The organism is Deinococcus depolymerans, from assembly GCF_039522025.1.
In the GTDB taxonomy this organism is placed as follows: Bacteria; Deinococcota; Deinococci; order Deinococcales; family Deinococcaceae; genus Deinococcus; species Deinococcus depolymerans.
In genome coordinates this window covers 346851-367906 of the sequence record NZ_BAAADB010000003.1, presented here as the reverse complement: position 1 = coordinate 367906, position 21056 = coordinate 346851, and the positions used below count along the sequence as shown (strand labels likewise).

The following is a 21056-nucleotide window of genomic DNA, read 5'->3' as shown; positions in this document are numbered from 1 at the left end:
CCTGTCGAGAATGAAAAACCCCCGCTGGTGGGCGGGGGTGTGCGAAGTGGCGCGGACGCCTAGCCTCGGAAACCCCCGATGCTAAGAAGTACCACCACAATCTGCGCACTCATGGCTCCCACCATAGGCCCCCACCTGAACCCGGCGCAAGGAGCGTCTAGACCGCGGGGCGTTCCGGCGCCGGGAACAAACGGGCGTTCGTGTGGAGGGTTGAAGGTCAAAAGGTGATGGGTGATGGAGTTCGATTCCATCACCCATCACCTGTCGACCATCAACTCCTGGGGCCGGTCTCGTACACCGCCTGCCAGGGTTTGTACACGGTGCTGACCCGGTCCGTGCGGGTACCGCTGGCGTCCCTGATGGTGCGGGAGATGTACAGGCTGTACCCGTCGGCGGCCCAGTCCACCTGCCGCATGGTGCCGGGGCGCAGGCCAGGATTCACGACGTACTTCGGGCCGGGGTGGGGTACGCGGGCCGTGATGACGGCCGGGCTGATGGTGACGGTCCGCTGGGGTTTCACGCCCCAGACCTCCACGGTCAGGGTGCTGCGGCTGTTGTCGTTCACGGTCTTGATCAGGATGGGGGCGCTGGTGTCGTTCTTCATCTTCAGGTCCAGGCCCGGATCGTACACGGCCGCCTCGAAGCCCACCTGCGGTTCGTAGTACCCGACGCGGTAGGAGTGCTGGTTACGCTCCACGACCGGCAGGCCCGCCTGGTACAGCGCCCGGAAGGTGGTCGTGCTGACCTGACACACGCCGCCGCCCAGGCCGTCCACGGTGCGGCCGCCGCTGATGATCAGGCCGCCCACGAATCCGTTCTCGGCGTTGATGCCGCCCAGGGCGTTCAGGAACGAGAAGACCTCGCCGGCCGGAACGACCGCGCCGTTGATCTTCGCGGCGGCGTTCGCGACGTTCGTGCGCCGAGCGGCGCTGGAGTGGTAGTAGGTGCTCTTGCCGACGGCGATCAGTTGCAGCTTGCCGGCGTCCGGCAGGCTCGCCAGGGTCAGGGTGGGCTTGTCGGCCCGGCTGGGGAACACGGCCGCCTTCTGCGTGATGTCCAGAACAGTCTTGCGGAAGATGGCGTACGCGGCGGCGCGGTCCGTGACCACCCCGGCGCTCTCCCTGACCTTCACGAGCTTGCCGCCCTGCAGGGCGTAGCGGGCGTTCTGGGCGGGCTGGTCCACGGCGCTGGTCAGGCGGCCGAACGCGGCTTTCAGGGTGGCTTCATCGGGAACGATGCCGGTCTCACGCACCCAGTACAGGTCCGCGACCTGCAGGGCGCTCAGGGCGGCGGTGCGGTTGGTGCCGGCGAGTTTCACGGTGAACGGGCGGGCCAGGGCGTTGCCCTGCTTCACGTAGGCGCCCAGGGCCTCGGTGGTGTACTGGGGTGCCTGCTCGGCCGTGGCGACGGTCAGGGCGGTCAGGGCGGGGTTGGCGACGTAGGTGTTCACGGCGCCGGCCACGTCCACCTTCACGCCGGTCACGGCGGGTTTCACGGCGTACTTGCGGGTGGTCTTGTCGAAGTACACGCTGGCGTTCCTGGGCGCCGCGTTCAGGCCGGCGGTCAGGCTGGTCAGGGCCGCCCTGGCCTGCGTGGCGTCCACGGCGGCGGTCAGGGGAATGTCCTGCACCTGCGCCGCGCCGACCATGCCCTGCAGGCGTTCGAGGACGCCCCGCTCGGCCGTGATCTTCTGCGCGGCCTCGACGCTGGTGGCCGCGTCGGCCCGCCAGCCGAGTTTCGCGGCGCTGACGGTCCAGCTGTTCTTGCCGGCGCTGACGGTGACCTGCGGCGCGGCGGCCGTCCGTTCCCCGAGCGCGGCGAGGGCCTGCTCGCGGTTCATGCCGCCCACGTCCACGCCGGCGATCCGGATGCCCGGCGCGATGGTGCCGTCCGGTTGCGTTGCGACGCCCATGGCCAGCGCTCCGCCGAGGAGTGCGACTGCCGTTATCCCTGCCACCCAGTACTTCATCGCTGCACAGTGTAAGGAAATTCACGCCGCTGTGCTTGAAGAAAGTCACCTTCCCCCGAACACACCCACGTTCATTAAGTTCCTGAAGACGTTCGCCCAGTGTACGCCTCCAGGCACCGCCACAGAAGGCGCCGGCTGCCTCCAGGGCCGGGGTCAATGGGGGACGCGGCGGCAGGACCACCCCGAGCGGAGGCGCGTGGAACTTCGGCGGCCCGCCGGGTGTGCGGTTGACGGACCGCAAGAACACCGATCCGTCTGCTCTGCCCTTCACCCGGAAGGACGCCGGGTAACCAGCCCCAGGCCCGGACCCCGTTCCTCTCCTGCTCTGCGGGGCCGCTCTGCAAGTTGCGGGCGCTCGGGTTGACAGCTTTTGCAGGCCGTTCAACCGGGGTCCGGATTACTCGGTCTGGGTGGCCTCGCCCGCGGCGGCCTGCGCGGCCAGCTGGGCCTGCCGCCCGGCGCGGGGGTTCACGCCGCTGAGCACGCGTTCAAACGCGGCCACGACCGTGTCGATCTGCTCGCGGCTGATGGTCATGGGCGGCAGGAACCGCACGACCAGCGGCGTGGCCTGCAGGGCCAGCACGCCCTCCTCGTGTTCCAGCGCGTGGATGTACGGCGCGCTCTTCTCCTTGAGTTCCACGCCGATCATCAGGCCCAGGCCGCGCACCTCGCGGATCTTGGGACTCTGGATGGCGCGCAGCCGCTCCATGAAGTACTCGCCCTTCTCGCGGGCCTGTTCGGCCATGCCCTCGCGTTTCATGGCGCGGATGGTCGCCAGGCCCGCCGCCATCGCCAGGGGGTTCCCGCCGAAGGTGCCGCCGTGCCCGCCGGCCGGCATGCGGTCGGCGACGTCCTGGGTCATGACGAACGCGCCGATGGGAATACCGCCGCCCATGGCCTTGGCAAGCGTCATGCCGTCGGGAATGACGCCGTAGTGCTCGGCGGCGAACATCTTGCCGGTGCGGCAGAAACCGGTCTGGATCTCGTCGAGGATCAGCAGCGCGCCCTTCTCCTGCGTCAGGCGGCGGGCTTCCTGGATGAATTCGCGGCTGGCGGGGCGCACGCCGCCCTCGCCCTGCACGGGTTCGAGGATCACGGCGGCCGTCTCCTCGGTGATCGCGGCGCGCAGTTCCTCGATGTTGCCGTACGTCACGAAGTCCACGTTGCGGTTGTCCACGGCCTCACCGAAGGGTTCGCGGTACTTGGGTTCCCAGGTGAACGCCAGGGCACCCAGGCTGCGGCCCGAGAAGCCGCGTTTCATGCTCACGAAGCGCCCCCGGCCCGTGCCGGTGATGGCGAACTTCTTGGCTGCTTCCATGGCCTCGGTGCCGCTGTTGCACAGGAACACGCGGTCGAGGCCGGCGGGGGTGACGCTGACCAGTTCCGAGAGGAACTCGGCGCGTTTGTCGTTGGGGAGGCTCTGGGGCATGACCATCAGGCGGTCCACCTGTTCCTTGACGGCGCGCACCACGTCCGGGTGGCTGTGGCCGACGTTGGCGACGCCGTACCCGGCCACGCAGTCGATGTACGACCGGCCCGATTCGTCCCAGACGGTGGCACCCAGGCCGCGCGTCATGACGACCTCGTGCTTGCCGACGACGCGGCTGTCGTACTTCAGTTCGGCTTCCAGCCATTTGCTGTGGGTGGGGGTGGGTGCTCCAGTCATGCTCTTGTCCTCCGTGGGGTGCGCGCCCGGCCGGGGCGCGGTTGATGCGACAGTGTAGGCCCTGCGGCCGGTCCGGGTGCCTGGGTGTCCAGGGAACACGATCATGGCACATGACAGGCAAAGGTGCGAGTAAGCCTTTCATCCGCCAGGACATCTGGCCATACCCGGAGGCGGTTCAGGCCCCCGGCTTCACGGCCCCCTGCACCGGCTTTGCACGGGGCGGCAGGTTGATCAGCCCCAGTCCCGCGAGCACCACGAGCACGCCCAGCACGGACAGCCACCCCACCGGCTCCCCGGCCAGCGCCGCCCAGCCCAGGCCCCAGACCGGCAGGGCGTACGTGACGGCCGTCACCTGGGTGGGGCTGACGCGGGCCAGCAGGCCGTAGTACAGCAGGTACGCCAGACCGCTCCCGACCACGCCCAGGAAGGCCACCGCGCCCAGCGCCGTGACCGTCAGCGGGGCGGGGGCCGGGCCGATCAGCGCGACCGGCAGCAGCATGACGCTGCTCAGGCCCAGTTGCGTGGTCGCCAGCCCGACCGGGTTCAGGCCGCCCAGGGTGCGTTTGGCGATGGTGGTGGCGACCGCGTACCCCAGGCTGGCCAGCAGCAGGATGATCACGCCGCGCAGCGTGGCGTGCCCGCCACCCAGCCCGCCGGACACGGTGAGCGCCACGCCGCCCATTCCCAGCAGCACCCCGGCCAGCGTCACGCCGCGCAGGCGCGTGTCGCGCAGGGTCAGGCCGATCAGCAGCGCGAACAGCGGCGTGGTCGCGTTGATGATCGCCGCGATGTTGGAGCTGACGGTCTGTTCGCCCCACGCGAAGAACGACCACGGAATCACGTTGTTGAACAGCGCGACCAGCAGCAGCGGTTTCCACAGTCGGGCGGGCGGCAGGCTGTGGCGGCCCAGCCGCAGCGCGACCAGCAGCACCGCCGCGCCGAACACGGACCGCAGCAGCGCCACCCACACGGGCGGGAACACCTCGCCGCTCAGGCGGATCAGCAGGAACGACACGCCCCAGAACGCCGAGAGCAGGAACATGTCCAGCGCGTCGCGGCGGGTCACGCGCGGCTCCCAGAGCGGCGGAAGTCCATCGTCCAGTTCGTCTCCCAGCTGACCCCACCGTCGGTGGAGAGGGCCTGTTCCCAGCGGGCCTCACTGGGGCTCAGCACCTGCCAGGTGAATCGGCAACGGCAGGGCTGTCCCTTCCACTCTTCCTCCCCGTAAAAGGTGCCCACGCCAGCCGTGAAGGTCCCGGTCATGGGGGGCTGGAACGCTCCGTCGGACGCGCCGATCCACTGAATGGTCCAGTGCTGCGCGGTCCGCTCGAAGGCGCGGACGGTCAGGCCCAGCGGGGTGCCGTCCGGGCGGTTGATGTCCTCCACGTTCCCCAGGCCACCCAGTGCGGGGCGGACTCGGGCGACGGTCTGGAATTTCTCCCAGTCCTGCGAGCCGACCAGACGGTCGCGCAGGCGCCGGTTGTGGATGACCCAGTCACCGTGCAGGAAGTCGAAATCGTGTTCACTCATGGGTGGCCTCCGGGTGACTGGGGCGCAGCTGAGCAAGGTGCGCGGGCAGCGCGGGCCAGCTGTCCTCCTGCGCGGCCCCGTCCGCCCAGTTCTCCTTGCCGCTCCAGCGCTCGATGCTCAGGGCGTAGACGGCGGTGCGGGCCAGATCGGCGTCCGTGATCGGGCGGGTGTGCGTGCCCACGCGCAGGCCAGGGAACACCCGTTCACTCAGGGTGGTCAGGGCCGCGCGGGCGTCCTCGCCGTGCAGGACGCGGGCCGTGCCGAACACGATCACGGAGCGGTACTGCACGCTCAGTTCCAGCGGGGAGTTGCTGGGCAGCAGCGCGCCGGTCTCGGTGACCTCGAAGGTCGCGGGGTGACCCTCTGCCCCTGCCTGTTCGGTGTTCGCGCGCAGGCGGCCCACGACGTTCGTGTGGTACACGAGGTCGTGCGATTCGGGCCGGTACGCGAAGGCCAGCGGCGTCACGAACGGCCACACGCGGCCATCCTCGGACCGGTACACGGTCGCCACGCGGCCCAGCGACACCCGCAGCAGCAGGTTCTCGATCCAGGCGTCGTCGCGGCGGTTCTGCGGGCGGCGGCCCACGCTGGGGTCCCGCTGCGCGGGGTCGTAGAAGCCGCTCACGGGGTCACCCCGTCCCGCAGGCCCTGACCGGTCGGGCGGAATTCCATCTGGCGGGCGGTGCGTTCGGCCAGCGCGCGCGAGTGCAGCCGCCCCACGAGGTGCAGGGTCATGTCGATGCCCGCGCTGATCCCGCCGGAGGTGAGAACCGCGCCCGAGTCCACCCAGGCGACGTCCGGCACGACCGTCAGCGCCGGGAACTGCGCCTGAAGGTCCGCCTGATCCTCCCAGTGGGTGGTGACGCGCCGGCCATCCAGCAGGCCCTCCGAGGCGAGCAGGAACGCGCCGGTGCAGATCGACGCCAGCACCTCCACCCGCGCGGCCTGCGCCCGCACCCACCCGCGCACGCGCGGGTCGGCCAGGGGCACGTCCATCACGCCGCCGGGCACGATCAGCACGTCCAGCGGCGGGTGGTCGTCCAGCGTGGCGTGCGGCAGCACCCGGAAGCCCCCGCGCCCGACTGCCGGGGCACCGGCCATGCCGATCAGGACCGGCTGGAAGGGCGCCGCCTCGCCGTCGCGCCCGGCCAGCCGCGTGGCGACACTCAGGACCTCGAAGGGTCCGCCGAGGTCGAGGACCTCGATGCCGTCGAAGATCAGGATGCCGACGGTAAAAGTCACGCCGTCCCCCGGGCCAGCGGGAGGCTGAAGTGGTGCGCGGTGACGTTCATCCCGGCGCGGTGGTACAGGCGGTGGGCCGCGTGGCGGGTCTCCCCCACTCCGGAGTCGAGGTGGAGTTCCGCGCAGTCCAGGTCCCGGGCGCGGCCCTCCAGCCAGTGCAGCAGCGCGCGGGCGTGGCCCCGTCCTCGGGCGCCTTGGAGGGTGCTCAGGTCGTCCACGTACAGGGTGCGCCCGGCGCAGAGCAGGTGCATGACGCGGTACCCGGCGACGGCGGCGGCCTCCTCGCGGCCCGGTTCGAAGGCGCCGACCAGCGCGTAGCCCTCGGGCGCGGCGGTGGTCAGGAAGGCGCGCAGGGCGTCCGGCGTGGCGGTGTGGGGTGAGTCGGGCCGCAGGGCGCGCAGGGCCGGGAGGGCCAGATGCGCCAGCGCGGGCGGGATGGGGCGGAGGTCGCGGGGCTCGGTCATGGGCGTACACTACGGGGCATGGTGGCCCCCCTGGTAGCTCCACTTCCTGCTCAGATGCGGGGGACACTGCCGGCCCGGACGGACGAGCTGCCCTTCCCGCTCGACCTGCGCCGCGACCAGACGGAAGCGCTGCACGCGCAGCTGGCCCGGCAGATCCGCGAGGCGGTCCTGTCCGGCCTGCTGCCGGGCGGCACGCCACTGCCCGGCACCCGCACGCTGGCCCGGACGCTGGGCGTCACGCGCGGCGTCGTGGAGACGGCGTACGCGGAACTGCTCGCGGACGGCACCGCGCAATCTCTGGTGGGGCGCGGCACCCGCGTGCGCGACGAGACGCCCGCGCCCACCCCGCCCGCCGGGGCGTCCGGGGCGGGCGTTCCGGCGTGGCTGCCGGTCATGCCCCCGCTGCCGGTGGACGGGCCGGGGGTGCGGCCGGGCCTGGACTTCCGGGTGGGCGTGACCGGGACCACCACCCTGGACCGCCGCGCGTGGCGGCAGGCCTGGGCGGACGCGGCGCGTGAGGACGTCAGCGGCGACTACGCCGACCCGGCGGGCGAGCACCGGCTGCGCGCGGCCCTGGCGGCGTTCGCGGGGCGGCAGCGCGGGCTGGGCGCGCAGGCCGAGGACGTGCTCGTGACGGGCGGCACGCTGCACGCCCTGAACCTGATCGTACGCGCACTGCTGCCGCCGGGATCGCGGGTCCTGATGGAGAATCCGGGGTACCGCGCGGCGCGGCAGGTGCTGCTGGACGCCGGGCACGAGGTCGTTCCCGTCCCGGTGGACGCCGACGGCCTGATCGTGAACGCGGACACGCCCGCCGCGCGGCTGGTGTACGTGACGCCCAGCCACCAGTTCCCGCTGGGGGGCCGCATGTGCCTGCCGCGCCGCCTGGAACTGCTGGACTGGGCGGCGCGGCATGACGCGCTGATCGTCGAGGACGACTATGACGGTGAGTTCCGCTACGGCGCGCCCCCGCTGCCGCCGCTGGCGGCGCTGGCGGCCCAGACGGGCGCGGGGGGCCGGGTGCTGTACCTGGGCACCCTGAGCAAGGTCCTGACGCCCTCGGTGCGGACGGGGTTCGTGGTGGCGGCCCCGCCGCTGCTGTCGCGGCTGGTGCGGGCGCGGACGCTGCTGGACTTCGGGCCGCCCACGGCGGTGCAGGCGGCCCTGACGCACCTGCTGACCGGCGGGCACGTGGACCGCCACATCCGCCGCTCGCGCCGCTGGCACGCGCAGGTCCGCGCGGCGCTGACCGGGGCGCTGGGCGGCCTGGAAGGCGTGGCGCACCTGGGCGGCATAGAGGCGGGGCTGCACGTCTGCCTGCACCTCCACCCGGCGGTCCCCGCACGGGACGTGGCGGCGGGGCTGGCCGCGCAGGGCGTGCATGTCACCACCCTGGACACCTACACGCTGGGCGAGGCCCCCAACGCGCTGCTGCTGGGGCACGGGGGCCTCAGCGCGGCGCAGGCGGCGGCGGGTGGGCGGGTGATCGCGGGCGCCGTGCGAAGTTGTGCAACCCGCGCGGGACTCGCGCCGTACTCTGACGCATGAGCAAGTCCTTCACCCTGCCCCTGATGGCGGCGCTGCCCGTCCTGCTGGCCTCCTGCGGGAACGACCTGGACCGGTATTCCCGCACCACGTACAGCAGTTACGAGCAGTGTCTGATCGCCAACCGCGTCCTGATCGACCGGGGCCTGAACAACCCCTGCGTGTACCGCACGGGCGGCGGGTATTACGGGCCGTACATGCTGATCGCGGGGGGCACGACCCGCTACGTCGGCTACGACCGGCTGGGCAAACTGTCGGGTTCGGGCCTCACCTACGACAGCAAGCGCGGCTCGTACGGCAGTTTCAAGGCGCCGGTCAGCCGGGGCGGCTTCACGTCCGGCAGCCGCTCGGGCAGCTTCGGCGGCTGACCTCCGTCCACGGTCCCGTTCCACTCGTTCTTTTTGCGCTCCTCCACTGGCGCGCCGGAGCCCCCATGCCCAGAGAATTCAGCCTGCCCCTGATGACCGCCGTCCTTCCCGCCCTGATCGCAGCGTGTGCGAACCAGCCCGCGCAGCAGGTCAACCAGCCGTACGCGCAGTACGGCGCGCAGACCGTCCCGGACGGGTGTGAGCTCGAACCCGACGGCGAGATCGACTGTGACGACAGCGTCAAGCCCAGGTCCGGGAAGAAGAACACGACCAGCAAGGTGGCCCGGGCGGTCGTGGCGGGCGTCGCGGCCCGCACGGTCAGCCGCTCGACCTCCACACCGGGTGTGAACTCCGCGTCGGGCGTGTCGCGGGGCGGATTCACCACCTCGGCCCGCGCGGGCAGCACGGGCAGCGGGGCCGGCGGATGATCCGGCGCACCGTCACCCCCCGCCCGGACTGGCAGGCAAGGCTGCGCGAGGTGGGCTTCACGTGGTTCGCGCCCACGCCCGAGCATCCGGTGCCGTACTGGAGCGAGGACGGGTATTACGCCTTCACGCCCGCGCAGATCGAGCAGCTCCGGGCGGCCAGCCAGGAGCTGACGACGCTGGTGCTGGAGGCCACCGGGCACGCCATCGAGCACGGGCGGCTGGCGGAACTCGGCATCCCCGCGTTCCTGCACAGCGCCGTGCGGGACTCCTGGGAGGGGGACGATCCGGCGGTGTACATGCGCCTGGATCTCGCGTATGACGGGCGCGGGGGCGTGAAGCTGCTGGAGGTGAACGCGCAGACGCCCACCAGTCTGCTGGAGGCGGCGGTCAGCCAGTGGCAGTGGCTCGAAGACCAGCAGGCACGCGGCGAGCTGCCGGCCGGGGCGACGCAGTGGAACACCATTCACGAGGGCCTGACCGAGCAGTGGGCGCACCTGAAGGCCGCGCGGGGCCTGACCGAGGTGGCGTTCAGCTCCGCCCGCGTGGACGAGGACGCCGCGACCGTCACGTACCTGCGGGACCTGGCCGGGGCGGCGGGACTGCGAACGTCGTTCATCTTCACCGAGGACCTGGGGACCAGCCCCGCGGAGGCGTACCTGCTGGACACCTGGAGCCTCCCGATCCGGAGGCTGATGTGGCTGTGGCCGTTCGAGTTCGCGTGGGAATCCCGCGACGCGGCGTTCCTGGCGAGCACCGGCACGCGCTTCATCGAGCCGCTGTGGAAGGCCGCCACCGGCAGCAAGGGCCTGCTGGCGCTGCTGCACGAACTGAACCCCGGCCACCCGAACCTGCTGCCCGCCACCCTGACGCCCGGCACGCTGGGGGCGGACGTGGTGCGTAAGCCGCTGTACTCCCGCGAGGGCCAGAACGTGCAGCTGCCCGGCCAAGAGAGCACGCCCGGCGCGTACGCCGACCTGCCGGTGGTCGAGCAGGCGTACACCGAGCTGCCCACCGCGCTCGCCCCGGACAGCCCGCGTTACCCGGTGCTGGGCGTGTGGGTCGCCGGGGACGAGGTGTGCGGCCTGGGCATCCGCGAGGGCCGCTCGCGCGTGACGGACAACCGCGCCACCTTCGCGCCGCACGTGGTGCTGCCCGGATGAGTGCGCCCACCACCTTCCGGGAGCGGCTGCACTCGTTCCTCGACCCGAGTGACGGGGCGGGAACGGCCGAGCGGCTGTTCAACGCGCTGCTCGTCACGCTGATCCTCCTGACGATCGCCGTGACGATCCTGGGCACCGTCCCCGGCATCGGGCGGACGTACGGGGGATTCATCCGCGCATTCGACCTCGTGTGTGCGCTGGTGTTCGGGCTGGAGTACCTGGGGCGGCTGTACGTCACGCCGCTGCGGCCCGGCTTTGATGGCCGCGCGCGGTCGTACCTGCGGTACGCGACCTCGCCGCTGCCGCTGATCGACCTGCTGGTGCTCATCTCGCTCATGGTGCCTGCCACGACCGCCCTGGCCAGCCTGCGCGGCCTGCGCCTGCTGAAACTCCTGAGCCTGCTCAAGCTGGGCCGGTACTCGGACTCGCTGCAACTGATCGGGCGGGTCATCCGCCAGCGGACCGGGGAACTGCTCTCCACCGTGCTGATCGTGCTGGTGCTGGTCTTCATCGCCGCCAGCCTGCTGTATCAGGTGGAATCCAGCGCCGGCACCAGGGGCTTCGAGAGCATCCCGCAGGCGCTGTGGTGGGCGGTCGTGACCCTCACCACCACCGGGTACGGGGACGTGTACCCCGCCACGCCGCTGGGCAAGGCGGCGGCGGGGCTGATCATGCTGTTCGGGGTGGGCATGGTGGCCCTCCCGGCGGGCATGATCGCCAGCGGCTTCGCCGAGGAACTCTCGCGCCTCCGGCAGCAGGAGACGGCGGCCTGCTGCCCGCACTGCGGCAAGGCGCTGGAGTGACGCCGGAGGGGGGCGACGCGCCTGTGCCGTCGGCCCTCCTGCGGTCGGTCGCTCAGCGCCGGCCCTTGACCAGCCAGGCGTGTTCCTCGATCCCGGCGGCCTGGTTGGCGGCGCGGGCCATCACGAACAGCAGGTCCGACAGGCGGTTCAGGTACACCTGCACGTGCGGGTTGGCGTCCTCCTCGTGCAGCAGGCGGATCACCTCGCGTTCGGCGCGGCGGGCGACGGTGCGGGCCACGTGCAGGCTGGCGGCGACCGGGGTGCCGCCGGGGTGCACGAAGCCCGTGAAGGGCGGCGCGGCTTCCTGGTAGCGGTCGATCATCGCCTCGATGAACGCGGTGTCCTGTTCGTCCATGCGGGTGATCTTCTTCTCGTACGGGGTGCCGCTGCGGGTGGCGAGGTCAGCGCCGACGTCGAACAGGGCGTTCTGCAGGTATTCCAGGTCGGCGTCCAGCGCCGGGTCGGGTTTGTGGCTACGGGTGTTGTGCGCGCGGGCCAGTCCGATGGCGCTGTTCAGTTCGTCGACGGTGCCGTACGCTTCGACGCGGATGTTCGCCTTGCTGACGCGGTCCGCGCCGTACAGGCCGGTGGTGCCGCCGTCGCCGGTCTTGGTGTAGAGCTTCATGCCCCACAGGGTAGTGGATGGTGAAGGTGGATGGTTGATGGAAGGTCGCCGGACCCTCCATCAGCCATCCACCTTCAACTTTCTCCGGTTGTTACCGTCCGGTCGCTTCGGTCAGTTCGCGCAGGCGGCTGGCGACGTCCGGGCGCAGGTCGGCGGCGCGGTAACGCCAGGTCCAGTTGTGGTCGCCGGTCGTGCCGGGCAGGTTCATGCGGGCGTCCGTGCCGAGGTTCAGGAGATCCTGGAGGGGCACGACGGCCAGCGCGGCGCGGCTCTCGAAGGCCATGCGGGTCAGCTGGGCGGCGAAGGTGTCCTCGGCGGGATCGCTGCTGGTGTACACGCGGAAGTTGTGTTTCTCCTGCTCGCTGGCGTGCGCCCACCAGCCGCGGGTGGTGTCGTTGTCGTGCGTGCCGGTGTACACGACCTGGTTCTCGCGCAGGTTGTGCGGCAGGAAGTCGTTGACGCTGAAGTCGCCGCCACCGAACGCGAACTGCAGGACGGCCATGCCGGGGAAGCCGAAGTCGTCGCGGAGTTTCTCGACGTCCGGCGTGATGACGCCCAGGTCCTCGGCGATGATGGGCAGGACGCCCAGGGCCTCGCGGACGGCCGTGAACATCTCGTGGCCCATGGCGGGCACCCACTGGCCGTGGATGGCGGTCTCGGCGGGGAAGGGAATCTCCCAGCTGGCCGCGAAGCCCCGGAAGTGGTCGATGCGGATCAGGTCAAAGAGGTTCAGGCTGCCCCTGAACCGGTCGATCCACCACTGGAAGCCGGTGTCCTGCATGACCTGCCAGTTGTACAGCGGGTTGCCCCACAGCTGGCCGGTCTCGCTGAAGTAGTCCGGTGGGACGCCCGCCACGACGGTCGGCTGGCCCTGGTCGTCGAAGTAGAACTGGTCGCGGTTGGCCCAGACGTCGCTGGAGTCCATGGCGACGAAGATCGGGATGTCCCCGATGATCTGGATGCCCTTCTCGGCAGCGTAGCGGCGCAGGACGGTCCACTGGCGGAAGAACAAGAACTGGATGAACTTCACGCGTTCGGTGGTGCCGGTCAGCTGTTCGCGGGCGGCGGCCAGCGCCTCGGGGTGGCGGTCGCGGGTGCTCGCCTCCCAGGCGTTCCAGGGGAGGCCGCCGTGCGCGTCCTTGAGGGCCATGAACAGCGCGTAGTCGTCGAGCCAGGCGGCTTCCTGCTGCTTGAAGGCTTCGAAGTCGGCTTTCAGGTGCTGCGCGCCGCCGAAGGCGTAGTGGGCGTGGGCGCGGCCCAGCATCTGGTTGCGCCAGACGTACTGCTGGCCGAAGTCGACCTTGTCGGGGTTGAAGTCGGGCAGGGCGTTGAAGTCGGTGTCCTGCAGCAGGCCGTGTTCGCGCAGGGCGGTCAGGTCGATCAGGTAGGGGTTGCCCGCGAAGGCGCTGAACGCCTGGTAGGGGCTGTCGCCGTAGCCGGTGGGGCCGAGCGGCATGACCTGCCAGTACTTCTGGCCGGCGCGGGAGAGCCAGTCGACGAAGGCGCGGGCGTGCGCGCCGAGTTCCCCGATGCCGTACGGGCCGGGGAGGCTGGTGGGGTGCAGCAGGACGCCGCTGGAGCGTGAAATGGTCATGCGGGGAAACCTCCTGGGCCGGTGGGCGTGTGGGGGTGGGCCGGAATGCGGCGGGAAGACGGCGGTGCGGGCGTGCGGTGGTCCGGCAGGACCGGGTGGAACGGAGTATGGAAGTGATTCCAAGTTGACTGTCAAGGATAGTAGCGTGTCCCACAGCCTCCGTCACCCCGGGCCGCCCCGGGCGGCCGCTGGGCGCGGCCTCTCCCGGCGCCTACTTGGTGTTCAGGAAATCCAGGATCGCGCGTGCCAGCGCCTGCGCCAGCCGCTCCCGGTACTCGGCGGAGGCCAGTCTCGGGCCCTCGACCGGGTGGGACCCGAAGCCCACCTCGACCAGAATCGCGGGCGTGGTGGGGTTGCGGATCACGTAGAACGCGTCGGTCTGCACGCCACGGTTCACGGCGCCCGTCGCGGCGATCAGGCGCGACTGCACCCGCTGTGCCAGCTGCCGGCTGAAGGCGATCTTCGCCTGCGCCAGAATGTCGCCCAGCAGGTTCTGAGCGGTGCTGGCGGCCTTGCGGGTCAGTTCCACACCCACGCTGCCCCCCCCGTTCTCCTGAACAGCCAGGCTGCGGTTGCTGCCGGCGAGCGGCTGCCCGAAGTAGTACGTCTCGATGCCCTGCGCGGACGGCCCGGCCGAGTTCACGTGAATGCTGACGAACGCGCTGACCTGCCCGGTGTTCGCCAGGCGGGACCGGGCCTCCAAGTCGGCGCCCTTGTTCACGCTCAGGTGCCGGTCAGCGGTGCGGGTCATGGTCACGTCCACCCCGTGCCGCTGCAGCTCGGCGCGGGTGCGCAGCGCCACGTCCAGGGTCACGTCCTCCTCGGATACCCAGCGGCTCTGCATTCCCGGATCGACCCCGCCGTGCCCGGCGTCCAGCACCACGCGCGGGCGCGCCATGGCGGCCGTGTTCACCGGACGCACGACCGTCGCGGGCGGGCGGGCCGTTGCGGGCGGGCGGGCCGGCACGGCCCCCACGGTGGGCACGTCGATCACCAGCCGCGCGGGTTGCCCGCCGCTGCCCGGCAGGACGCTGGCGGTGGCGCGGGACCCCCCGGGCGCGAGCGTGACCGTGACCGTCCCGCCCGACACGGCGTACGCCGTGACACCCGGGGCGTTCAGGGCGCCCTGTTCACTTTTCAGGGAGGCGCCGAGCTTCACGGTGACCGCCTGCGCGCCGACCTTCACGCTGCTGCTCACGGCTCCCTGGCCGGGCAGGTCGAACACCAGCCGGGTGAATCCGTCGTGAGAGCCGACGCGGGGCGCGGCGTACGCAGCCGGCAGCAGCGCCCCGGCCAGGGCGGCGGCCAGCGCGGGCCGCAGGAGGGAAACAGTCGGACGCTTCACTGCGCGGAGTGTAGCGCCCACACCCGCCCCGACGGGTGGGAATACATGAGCCGGAACACCCCGGCTGAACGGTTGACCACAACCGTTCGATCCGAGCGGACCCGCCGGGCTGCGCCGCCGATCCAGGGGGACGCAGACCGGACTGGCGTGGCGCTGGCAACCCGGTGGGCGGCCGGCTCTGAACGGCAGCTGACGGACTTCCTCACGCCGCTCAGGGCCGCGCCCGTTACGGTGGACCGCATGACCCGCCTCTCCCCCACCCTGACCCGCGTGCTGACCGGCACGCTGACCGCCCTGACGCTCGCCCTGGGTGGCGCGCAGGCTGTCACGTTCGGCGGGCTGAACGTCACGCCGCGCGGCGCGCAGAACCTGAACCTCGAGACCGGCGCGACCGACCTGCCCCAGGGCGGCACCGCCACCGACGGTCGCGGCGGCCTGAAACTCAGCGCGGCCCGCATGCAGCTTCAGCCGGGGCAGACGCTCAGCGCGCAGGGCGCGACGATCACCACCCGGCAGGGCGGGACCCTGAAGGCCGCCCAGGTCACGTACGACCTGCGGGCCGGGACGGTCACCGCCAGCGGGAACGTCACGTATGACGACGCCCGCTTCACGGCCCTCAGCGCGCCCGGCATGACCCTGAACGTCAGGTCCGGGTTCGTGACCGCGCGGGGCGGCGTGAAGGCCGTCAAGCCCGCCATGACCGCCCAGACGCTGGCCTTCGATCCCAGCACCATGCAGGCCATGCTGGCCGGCCCGTACCGCGTGAACCAGGGCACCCTGCGAGCCGACGCGCCCGCCACCGGCCGCCTGCTGCTGGTGTTCAGCGCCCGCTCGGTCGTCCGGGCCACCGAGGATCCCGACAGCAGCGACCGCAACCGCTTCGAACCTTACCTGAAGTAGGTTGATGGTCGAGAGTTGATGGGTGATGGAGGGGCGTTCCTTCCATCACCCATCACCTTTTGACCTGTGCCCTGCTTACGCGTTGGGTTTCAGGAGGTGGCCGAGGCAGTGGCCGTAACTGACGCCCTGCTGCGCGTCGGTCACGAGGTCCTGCACGCTGAACTCCTGCAGCACGCCCAGCATGGCGTCTCGCATGCGGGTGTAGATGGTGCTGCGGGCGTGGCAACGGTCCTCCTCGGGGCAGTGCTCGTGCCAGTTGAGGCTGATGCACGACAGCGGCGCGACCGGCCCGTCGATGGCGCGCACGACCTCGCACAGGCTGATCAGCTGCGGGCGGCGCGCCAGGGCGTACCCGCCGCCGATGCCTTTCTTGCTCTTGACGACACCCTTGGCGGTCAGGGCCGCCAGGATCCGCACCAGGTAGGGGCGGTGAACGCCGGTCGATTCGCTGATCTCCTCGCTGGACACCCAGCGGGCCGGGTCCTGGGTGCCCAGGAATCCCAGCGCCTGAAAGGCGTACACGTCGGTGGCTGAAAGCCGCATGCCAGGCAGTGTACCGCGCCGCGCGACTACACCACCCCAGGGTATGCGGCTGCGGGGGGTGCGCCGTGACCGGCCGGCGCACCCCCCACCCTCCCGGCTGGCCTGCGTTACCCCTGCGAGCCGTGGCGTTTCTGGAGGTACGCCAGCGCGACGGGGTCCACCTGACCGCCGGGCACCCAGCGTTCCTCGAGGTTCTCGGTGCCGTACAGCGCCCAGGCGGCCGCCTCGGTATCGGCGTCCCAGGGTCCGGCGGGCAGGGCGGCGGCGTACCCCTGGCGGACCAGCAGGGCGCGCAGCCAGTCCAGCTGCTCCGGCGTGAGGGGCCGGGTGGTTTCGGGGCGGGTGAACAGCAGGTCGTGCAGGTCGAGCAAGCGGGCCAGTTCGGTGCAGGGGGCGTCGTGGTCGTCGGCACGCAGGTTCACCCAGTCGTCGCTCAGGCCGCCGTACCCCCGTCCGGGGCCGGCGCACAGCAGCGCGGCCGACTGACGGCCCCGGCGGTCACCCCCGGCCGCGTCGCCGGCCATCAGGGCGGCCAGCAGGCGGCGCGGCAGCGGCAGGTCCGGCCCGGCCTCCCAGGCGGCGCGCATGGCGGTCACGACGCCCGGCCCGGCCAGGATGTTGCCCTGGATCGCCACGTCCGGCCCGGCGTACCCGCCCGCCCAGGCGTGGCAGCCGGGGCCGGTGAAGGTGGCGCTGCCGCCGCTGGCGGCCACCAGCCCGAACTGCCGCTGCGCGATGCCGGGGTCCGTTCCCTGGAAGTGCGCGCTGACGGCCTGCGCGTCCAGGCCGCCCGAGAGCAGGCGCAGCCCTTCCGGGCCGAAGGTGGGGTTCACGTAACTCTGGGTGGCGACGGCGCCCACGCCGGCCTGCACGAACGGCACCAGCGCGCCCACGGCCAGGAACTTGCTGGCGACGGCCACGCCCAGGTCGCCCGTGCGGGCGTCGCGGCCCACGATGGAAAAGGTCATGCGTGTCAGGGTAGCGCCTGCGCGGGGGCGTCCGGTCAGCGTGCACGGACGGGTCTCGGGAGGAGCAGATGCGGTAGCCTCGGACCCGATGAACTTCGCGCAGGCTGTCACCGACCGAACCCGCCGCCTGAACACCCGCCTGTGCGTGGGCCTGGACCCCCGCCTGGACGGGTACCGGGACGCCGCGCACCTGCGCGCCCACACCCTGGACGTGCTGGAGGCGACCGCGCCGTACGCCGCGTGCGTCAAACCGCAACTGGCGTTCTACGAGGCCCTGGGCCTGGAGGGAATGCGCATCCTGGAGGACGTGTGCGCCGCCGCCCGCACGCTGGGGCTGCCCGTGCTGCTGGACGCCAAACGCGGCGACATCGGCAGCACCGCGCAGGCGTACGCGCAGGGCTGGCTGACCGGACGGCACGCGGGCGCGGCCCTGACCGTCAATCCCTTCCTGGGCTTCGAGACCCTGACGCCGTTCGTGGACACGGCCCGCGCCAGTGGCGGCGCGGTGTTCGTGCTGGTCAAGACCAGCAACCCCGGACAGGCGGACCTGCAGGGGCACGGTGTCAGCGAGCGCGTGGCGGACGAGATCACGCGCCTGAACGCCGCCGAGGACGGCGAGTACGCCAGTGTCGGCGCGGTCGTGGGCGCCACGCACCCGCAGGACCTCGCCGCATTCCGCGCCCGGATGCCGCGCGCGCTGCTGCTGCTGCCGGGTCTGGGCGCGCAGGGCGCCACGGCCGCGCAACTGGCCCCCGCCTTCGACGCGGGCGGCACCGGGGCGCTGGCGAGCGCCAGCCGGGGCGTGCAGTACGCGCGGGGCCTGGACGTGCCGGCCAGCGTGCAGGCCGCCCGCACCTTCCGCGACGAACTGAACGCCGCGCTCGCCTGATACGGATTCCGTTTGTTTCGCCGACAATCCGGAAGTTCACCGGATTGCCAGCTCCACGTCCGGAGGGGCGTTTCTCTCCTGCTCTGCGGCGCAGCTCTCCGAGTCGCATCCGCTCGGATTGAACGGCTTTGTCAGCCATTCAATCGGAGTCCGTATGAGCGGGGTGGGGGCGACAGGAACGGCCGGCCCGCAGCCGCCTACTCGACGGGCGGGTGCTTCTCGGCGGGTTGCAGGCTGAGCAGCAGGGCCGCCCCGATCACCAAAGCCGCGCCCAGCAACGCCAGCGGCGCGGGCCGCTCACCGAACAGCAGGGCCGCCAGACCGGCCGCCACGACCGGTTCCAGGCTGGCGATCACGCTGGCGCGCGTGGCGTTCAGGCGGCGCAGGCCCGCGCTGTACGCCAGGTACGCCAGGTACGTGCTGAAGAACGACAGCGCGACCAGGCTGCCCCAGGCGGGCGCGGTCTTGGCGCTGAACGTCACGAACGGCAGCAGGCACGCGGCCCCCACCGGCAGCGCGACCGCCAGCAGGGCGGGCGGGGCGTAGCGGTCGAAGAAGGCGCGGCCGTAGACGTAGTACAGCGAGTACGTGAACCCGGCGGTCAGGCCCAGGCCCAGCGCGGCGGGACTGACGGTCACGCCCTGCCCGCCGCCCAGGCTGATCAGGGTGACGCCGATCAGCGTGCCGCCGATGGCGAGGGCCTCGCGGCCCCCCAGCCGCTCGCGCCACCCGGCCCAGCCGATCAGGGCAACGAAGGCCGGCGCGGTGTACAGCAGCACGCTCGCGAGGCTCGCGCCGCCTGCCCGGACGGCCAGCTGGTAGCTGCCGTAGAACACGCTGACGCCCGCCACGCCGAACGCGGCCGTGACGAGCAGGTCCCGCCCGCGCGGCAGGGGCGCGCGGATCACGGCCGCATGCAGCGCGTACAGCCCCCCGGCGAGGGCCGCGCGCCAGAACGCGACTTCCAGCGGCGCGACCCCGGCCTGCTGCGCCTGCTTGCCCAGGATGCCCAGCAGGCCCCACAGGACGGCGGCGGTCAGGATCAGCAGCGGGGCGGGCAGGTGGGGCGCGGCGGGGCGGGCGGGCGTCACCGGCCCAGCCTGCGCCAGACCAGGACGGTGGCGATCACGGTGAGCAGCAGGCCCACGCCTCCCAGCGCGATCAGGGTGATGCTGACCCAGTCGCGGGTCTCACCGACCGGGGCGAGCGTGTCGTTCGTGAAGGCCTGGACGTCACCGCCCGGCGCGAGGACGTCCACGGGCGTGGGGGCGTTCGCGCGTCCGGCCTGCAGCGCGGTCGGCCGGCTGTCCTGGACGGGGCGCAGCAGGCCGCTGGCGGACAGGGGCGTGTACACGCTGCTGGTCACCCAGTACCCGTACTTCCCGGCGGGCACGTCGGTGTCGATGACGAGGCTGGTCCCCTCGACCCGCACGCTCGGGGCGGGCCGGTCGGTCAGGCGGCCCAGGCTGTTGGCTTCCTGCAGGGTCGAGCCGCTTCCCGTCACGCGCAGGTGGTACTGCCAGCCGCCCTGCCCGCGCACGCGCAGCCCGGTGTCGGCCAGCACCTGCTGCCCGCCCAGGGCGCCCTTGATGAAGATGTCGGTCACGCCGGCACTGAAGCCGCCCGGGGCGTTCCAGGGGTTTCCCATCTGCCCGAAACTGACGGTAAAGCGCATGGTCTGTCCGCTGCTGTCGGCGGTGAAGGAGCGCAGGTCGAGCATCTCGGCGGTCAGGGCCGGGCGGGTGGGCAGCACGTACCCACCGTCGCCGCGCGCGTCACCGGCCGGGTCGGTCACGGTGATCTGGGCGGCCAGCAGCGGAATGGAAAGCATGGGCAACAGCACGCACGGCAGTATAGGCGGCGCGGGCGGACCGGCAGCGGTCCGGGGCGGGGCGGGGCACGCTACAGGCGCACGAGGTCGTCGCGGTGCACGGCTTCCGGGCCGTACGTGAAGCCCAGCAGGCCCTCGATCTCGCGGGACTGCCGCCCGGCGATGCGGGTCAGGTCGGCCGAGGCGTAGCGGGTGAGGCCGCGCGCGATCTCCTGCCCGGCCGGGTCGATCAGGCGGATGGTGTGCCCCCGCCGGAAACTGCCCTCGACCCGGGTGATGCCGGCCGGCAGCAGGCTCCCACCGCGCTCGCGGACCGCGCGGGCCGCGCCCTCGTCGAGCAGGACGCGGCCGGCGGCGATCTCGGCCAGGATCCAGCGTTTGCGGGCCTCCAGGCGCGACCCGGCAGCCAGGAAGCGCGTTCCGAGGCCCTCGCCGCCCACGATGCGCAGCAGGGCGTCCGGCGCGTCGCCGGGCGCGATGACGACCGGGGTGCCGGCGCGCGTGGCGATCTCGGCCGCCTGGATCTTGGTGTGCATCCCGCCGGTGCCGCGGTGCGAACCCACCCCGCCCGCCCGCGCCCAGATGTCCGGCGTGACGCGCTCCACGACCGGAATCAGGGTCGCGGACGGGTCGCTGCGGGGATCGGCGGTGTACAGGCCGGGCGCGTCGGTCAGGATGACCAGCAGGTCCGCCTCGGTCAGGTTCGCCACGAACGCCGAGAGGGTGTCGTTGTCCCCCACCTTGATCTGTTCGAGGGCGACAGCGTCGTTCTCGTTGATGATCGGCATGACCCCGCGCGCCAGGCAGGCGTCCAGGGTGGTGCGGGCGTTGAGGTAACGGGTGCGGTCCCGGAAGTCGTCGGCGGTCAGCAGGACCTGCGCGACCGGCACGCCGTACAGGTCGGCCAGCTGCGCGTACAGGTGCATCAGGCGGCCCTGACCGACAGCGGCGAGCAGTTGCTTCTCGGCCAGGGTCCGGTCGCGCGGCGGGAAGCCCAGCGCCTCCCAGCCGGCCAGGACGGCCCCGCTCGTGACCAGGACCGCCTCGTGTCCGGCGGCGCGGACGGCAGCCAGGCCGCGCATCAGGTCCACCAGCCGGGGGCGGTGCAGGCGGTCGGTGCCGCCAGTCAGGACGCTGGTGCCGAGTTTCAGGACGACGCGCATACGCCGCGCAGCATACGCGCCAG

Annotated in this window: 22 protein-coding genes; 7 read left to right on the top strand and 15 right to left on the bottom strand. The window is 71.9% G+C overall.

Features of this window, described 5'->3' with window-relative positions:
- Nucleotides 1–271: 271 nt before the first annotated feature.
- The 7 genes from ABDZ66_RS02100 to ABDZ66_RS02070 all read right to left on the bottom strand — a co-directional run bounded on the left by ABDZ66_RS02100 (nucleotide 272) and on the right by ABDZ66_RS02070 (nucleotide 6871).
- On the bottom strand, nucleotides 272–1912 hold the full coding sequence (locus ABDZ66_RS02100; RefSeq protein WP_343755517.1) for a VanW family protein: 1641 nt from the start codon (nucleotides 1910–1912) through the stop codon (nucleotides 272–274).
- A 454-nt stretch (nucleotides 1913–2366) separates the two neighbouring features.
- Nucleotides 2367–3635, bottom strand: a complete 1269-nt coding sequence (locus ABDZ66_RS02095) for an acetylornithine/succinylornithine family transaminase (RefSeq protein ID WP_343755515.1) — start codon at nucleotides 3633–3635, stop codon at nucleotides 2367–2369.
- Between the two features lie 175 nt (nucleotides 3636–3810).
- Nucleotides 3811–4701 carry a DMT family transporter gene (locus ABDZ66_RS02090; RefSeq protein WP_343755513.1) on the bottom strand — a complete coding sequence of 297 codons (891 nt, stop codon included), beginning with the start codon at nucleotides 4699–4701 and terminating at the stop codon, nucleotides 3811–3813.
- Complete coding sequence (locus tag ABDZ66_RS02085) at nucleotides 4698–5165, bottom strand: hypothetical protein (protein WP_343755511.1); 468 nt, start codon at nucleotides 5163–5165, stop codon at nucleotides 4698–4700. The genes ABDZ66_RS02090 and ABDZ66_RS02085 overlap by 4 nt, the downstream gene beginning before the upstream one ends.
- Nucleotides 5158–5790 (bottom strand): pyridoxamine 5'-phosphate oxidase family protein, encoded by a 633-nt coding sequence (locus ABDZ66_RS02080; protein ID WP_343755509.1) that lies wholly within the window; start codon nucleotides 5788–5790, stop codon nucleotides 5158–5160. The genes ABDZ66_RS02085 and ABDZ66_RS02080 overlap by 8 nt, the downstream gene beginning before the upstream one ends.
- Nucleotides 5787–6407: a DJ-1/PfpI family protein gene (locus ABDZ66_RS02075; RefSeq protein ID WP_343755507.1), complete on the bottom strand. Its 621-nt coding sequence runs from the start codon at nucleotides 6405–6407 to the stop codon at nucleotides 5787–5789. Before ABDZ66_RS02075 ends, ABDZ66_RS02080 begins: the two co-directional genes overlap by 4 nt.
- Nucleotides 6404–6871 carry a GNAT family N-acetyltransferase gene (locus ABDZ66_RS02070; RefSeq protein ID WP_343755505.1) on the bottom strand — a complete coding sequence of 156 codons (468 nt, stop codon included), beginning with the start codon at nucleotides 6869–6871 and terminating at the stop codon, nucleotides 6404–6406. Before ABDZ66_RS02070 ends, ABDZ66_RS02075 begins: the two co-directional genes overlap by 4 nt.
- Nucleotides 6872–6889: 18 nt before the next feature.
- Here ABDZ66_RS02070 and pdxR point away from each other — a divergent pair, with 18 nt between their 5' ends.
- From pdxR to ABDZ66_RS02045, 5 genes are all read left to right on the top strand, one after another.
- Nucleotides 6890–8419 (top strand): MocR-like pyridoxine biosynthesis transcription factor PdxR, encoded by a 1530-nt coding sequence (gene pdxR / locus ABDZ66_RS02065; protein ID WP_343755503.1) that lies wholly within the window; start codon nucleotides 6890–6892, stop codon nucleotides 8417–8419.
- Nucleotides 8416–8784 carry a hypothetical protein gene (locus ABDZ66_RS02060; RefSeq protein WP_343755500.1) on the top strand — a complete coding sequence of 123 codons (369 nt, stop codon included), beginning with the start codon at nucleotides 8416–8418 and terminating at the stop codon, nucleotides 8782–8784. Before pdxR ends, ABDZ66_RS02060 begins: the two co-directional genes overlap by 4 nt.
- Nucleotides 8785–8876: 92 nt before the next feature.
- A complete protein-coding gene (locus ABDZ66_RS02055; protein WP_343755498.1) occupies nucleotides 8877–9212 on the top strand; it encodes a hypothetical protein in 336 nt (111 codons plus the stop codon).
- Nucleotides 9209–10372: a glutathionylspermidine synthase family protein gene (locus tag ABDZ66_RS02050; protein ID WP_343755496.1), complete on the top strand. Its 1164-nt coding sequence runs from the start codon at nucleotides 9209–9211 to the stop codon at nucleotides 10370–10372. Before ABDZ66_RS02055 ends, ABDZ66_RS02050 begins: the two co-directional genes overlap by 4 nt.
- Complete coding sequence (locus ABDZ66_RS02045; protein WP_343755494.1) at nucleotides 10369–11175, top strand: ion transporter; 807 nt, start codon at nucleotides 10369–10371, stop codon at nucleotides 11173–11175. The genes ABDZ66_RS02050 and ABDZ66_RS02045 overlap by 4 nt, the downstream gene beginning before the upstream one ends.
- 52 nt (nucleotides 11176–11227) lie before the next feature.
- Here ABDZ66_RS02045 and ABDZ66_RS02040 read toward each other — a convergent pair whose 3' ends face one another.
- The 3 genes from ABDZ66_RS02040 to ABDZ66_RS02030 form a co-directional block, all read right to left on the bottom strand.
- A complete protein-coding gene (locus tag ABDZ66_RS02040) occupies nucleotides 11228–11800 on the bottom strand; it encodes a cob(I)yrinic acid a,c-diamide adenosyltransferase (protein ID WP_343755492.1) in 573 nt (190 codons plus the stop codon).
- Nucleotides 11801–11891: 91 nt separating this feature from the next.
- Nucleotides 11892–13394 carry a 4-alpha-glucanotransferase gene (gene malQ / locus ABDZ66_RS02035; RefSeq protein ID WP_343755490.1) on the bottom strand — a complete coding sequence of 501 codons (1503 nt, stop codon included), beginning with the start codon at nucleotides 13392–13394 and terminating at the stop codon, nucleotides 11892–11894.
- A gap of 211 nt (nucleotides 13395–13605) precedes the next feature.
- The gene (locus tag ABDZ66_RS02030; RefSeq protein ID WP_343755487.1) at nucleotides 13606–14739 is read right to left on the bottom strand and encodes an N-acetylmuramoyl-L-alanine amidase family protein; all 1134 of its coding nucleotides are present in this window, start codon (nucleotides 14737–14739) and stop codon (nucleotides 13606–13608) included.
- A 240-nt stretch (nucleotides 14740–14979) separates the two neighbouring features.
- Here ABDZ66_RS02030 and ABDZ66_RS02025 point away from each other — a divergent pair, with 240 nt between their 5' ends.
- Entirely contained in the window at nucleotides 14980–15639 is a 660-nt protein-coding gene (locus ABDZ66_RS02025; protein ID WP_343755485.1) for a hypothetical protein, read from the top strand.
- Nucleotides 15640–15714: 75 nt separating this feature from the next.
- On the opposite strand, the gene ABDZ66_RS02020 is transcribed toward ABDZ66_RS02025, so the two are convergent.
- Together ABDZ66_RS02020 and ABDZ66_RS02015 are read right to left on the bottom strand one after the other, a co-directional pair.
- Nucleotides 15715–16182: an Rrf2 family transcriptional regulator gene (locus ABDZ66_RS02020; protein WP_088247350.1), complete on the bottom strand. Its 468-nt coding sequence runs from the start codon at nucleotides 16180–16182 to the stop codon at nucleotides 15715–15717.
- A gap of 107 nt (nucleotides 16183–16289) precedes the next feature.
- Nucleotides 16290–17150, bottom strand: coding sequence for a DUF1028 domain-containing protein (locus tag ABDZ66_RS02015; RefSeq protein ID WP_343755481.1), 861 nt, complete (start codon nucleotides 17148–17150; stop codon nucleotides 16290–16292).
- An 88-nt stretch (nucleotides 17151–17238) separates the two neighbouring features.
- On the opposite strand from ABDZ66_RS02015, the gene pyrF reads away from it, so the two are divergent.
- Nucleotides 17239–18039 (top strand): orotidine-5'-phosphate decarboxylase, encoded by an 801-nt coding sequence (pyrF, locus tag ABDZ66_RS02010; RefSeq protein WP_189099202.1) that lies wholly within the window; start codon nucleotides 17239–17241, stop codon nucleotides 18037–18039.
- A gap of 197 nt (nucleotides 18040–18236) precedes the next feature.
- Here the strand turns inward: pyrF and ABDZ66_RS02005 are convergent, their stop codons facing one another.
- The 3 genes from ABDZ66_RS02005 to proB are packed head-to-tail and all read right to left on the bottom strand — an operon-like array spanning nucleotide 18237 to nucleotide 21033.
- Nucleotides 18237–19130, bottom strand: a complete 894-nt coding sequence (locus ABDZ66_RS02005) for a DMT family transporter (RefSeq protein WP_343755476.1) — start codon at nucleotides 19128–19130, stop codon at nucleotides 18237–18239.
- Complete coding sequence (locus ABDZ66_RS02000; RefSeq protein ID WP_343755474.1) at nucleotides 19127–19882, bottom strand: glucodextranase DOMON-like domain-containing protein; 756 nt, start codon at nucleotides 19880–19882, stop codon at nucleotides 19127–19129. Before ABDZ66_RS02000 ends, ABDZ66_RS02005 begins: the two co-directional genes overlap by 4 nt.
- A gap of 59 nt (nucleotides 19883–19941) precedes the next feature.
- Nucleotides 19942–21033, bottom strand: a complete 1092-nt coding sequence (gene proB, locus ABDZ66_RS01995) for a glutamate 5-kinase (RefSeq protein ID WP_343755472.1) — start codon at nucleotides 21031–21033, stop codon at nucleotides 19942–19944.
- Nucleotides 21034–21056 lie beyond the last annotated feature (23 nt).

Excerpts from the sequence above, each read along its gene's own strand:
- ABDZ66_RS02100 (WP_343755517.1), bottom strand. The coding sequence starts at position 1,912 with ATGGGCGTCGCAACGCAACCGGACGGCACCATCGCGCCGGGCATCCGG.
- ABDZ66_RS02095 (WP_343755515.1), bottom strand. The coding sequence starts at position 3,635 with ATGACTGGAGCACCCACCCCCACCCACAGCAAATGGCTGGAAGCCGAA.
- ABDZ66_RS02085 (WP_343755511.1), bottom strand. The coding sequence starts at position 5,165 with ATGAGTGAACACGATTTCGACTTCCTGCACGGTGACTGGGTCATCCAC.
- ABDZ66_RS02070 (WP_343755505.1), bottom strand. The coding sequence starts at position 6,871 with ATGACCGAGCCCCGCGACCTCCGCCCCATCCCGCCCGCGCTGGCGCAT.
- pdxR (WP_343755503.1), top strand. The coding sequence starts at position 6,890 with ATGGTGGCCCCCCTGGTAGCTCCACTTCCTGCTCAGATGCGGGGGACA.
- ABDZ66_RS02060 (WP_343755500.1), top strand. The coding sequence starts at position 8,416 with ATGAGCAAGTCCTTCACCCTGCCCCTGATGGCGGCGCTGCCCGTCCTG.
- ABDZ66_RS02055 (WP_343755498.1), top strand. The coding sequence starts at position 8,877 with ATGACCGCCGTCCTTCCCGCCCTGATCGCAGCGTGTGCGAACCAGCCC.
- ABDZ66_RS02050 (WP_343755496.1), top strand. The coding sequence starts at position 9,209 with ATGATCCGGCGCACCGTCACCCCCCGCCCGGACTGGCAGGCAAGGCTG.
- ABDZ66_RS02045 (WP_343755494.1), top strand. The coding sequence starts at position 10,369 with ATGAGTGCGCCCACCACCTTCCGGGAGCGGCTGCACTCGTTCCTCGAC.
- ABDZ66_RS02040 (WP_343755492.1), bottom strand. The coding sequence starts at position 11,800 with ATGAAGCTCTACACCAAGACCGGCGACGGCGGCACCACCGGCCTGTAC.
- malQ (WP_343755490.1), bottom strand. The coding sequence starts at position 13,394 with ATGACCATTTCACGCTCCAGCGGCGTCCTGCTGCACCCCACCAGCCTC.
- ABDZ66_RS02025 (WP_343755485.1), top strand. The coding sequence starts at position 14,980 with ATGACCCGCCTCTCCCCCACCCTGACCCGCGTGCTGACCGGCACGCTG.
- ABDZ66_RS02020 (WP_088247350.1), bottom strand. The coding sequence starts at position 16,182 with ATGCGGCTTTCAGCCACCGACGTGTACGCCTTTCAGGCGCTGGGATTC.
- ABDZ66_RS02015 (WP_343755481.1), bottom strand. The coding sequence starts at position 17,150 with ATGACCTTTTCCATCGTGGGCCGCGACGCCCGCACGGGCGACCTGGGC.
- pyrF (WP_189099202.1), top strand. The coding sequence starts at position 17,239 with ATGAACTTCGCGCAGGCTGTCACCGACCGAACCCGCCGCCTGAACACC.
- proB (WP_343755472.1), bottom strand. The coding sequence starts at position 21,033 with ATGCGCGTCGTCCTGAAACTCGGCACCAGCGTCCTGACTGGCGGCACC.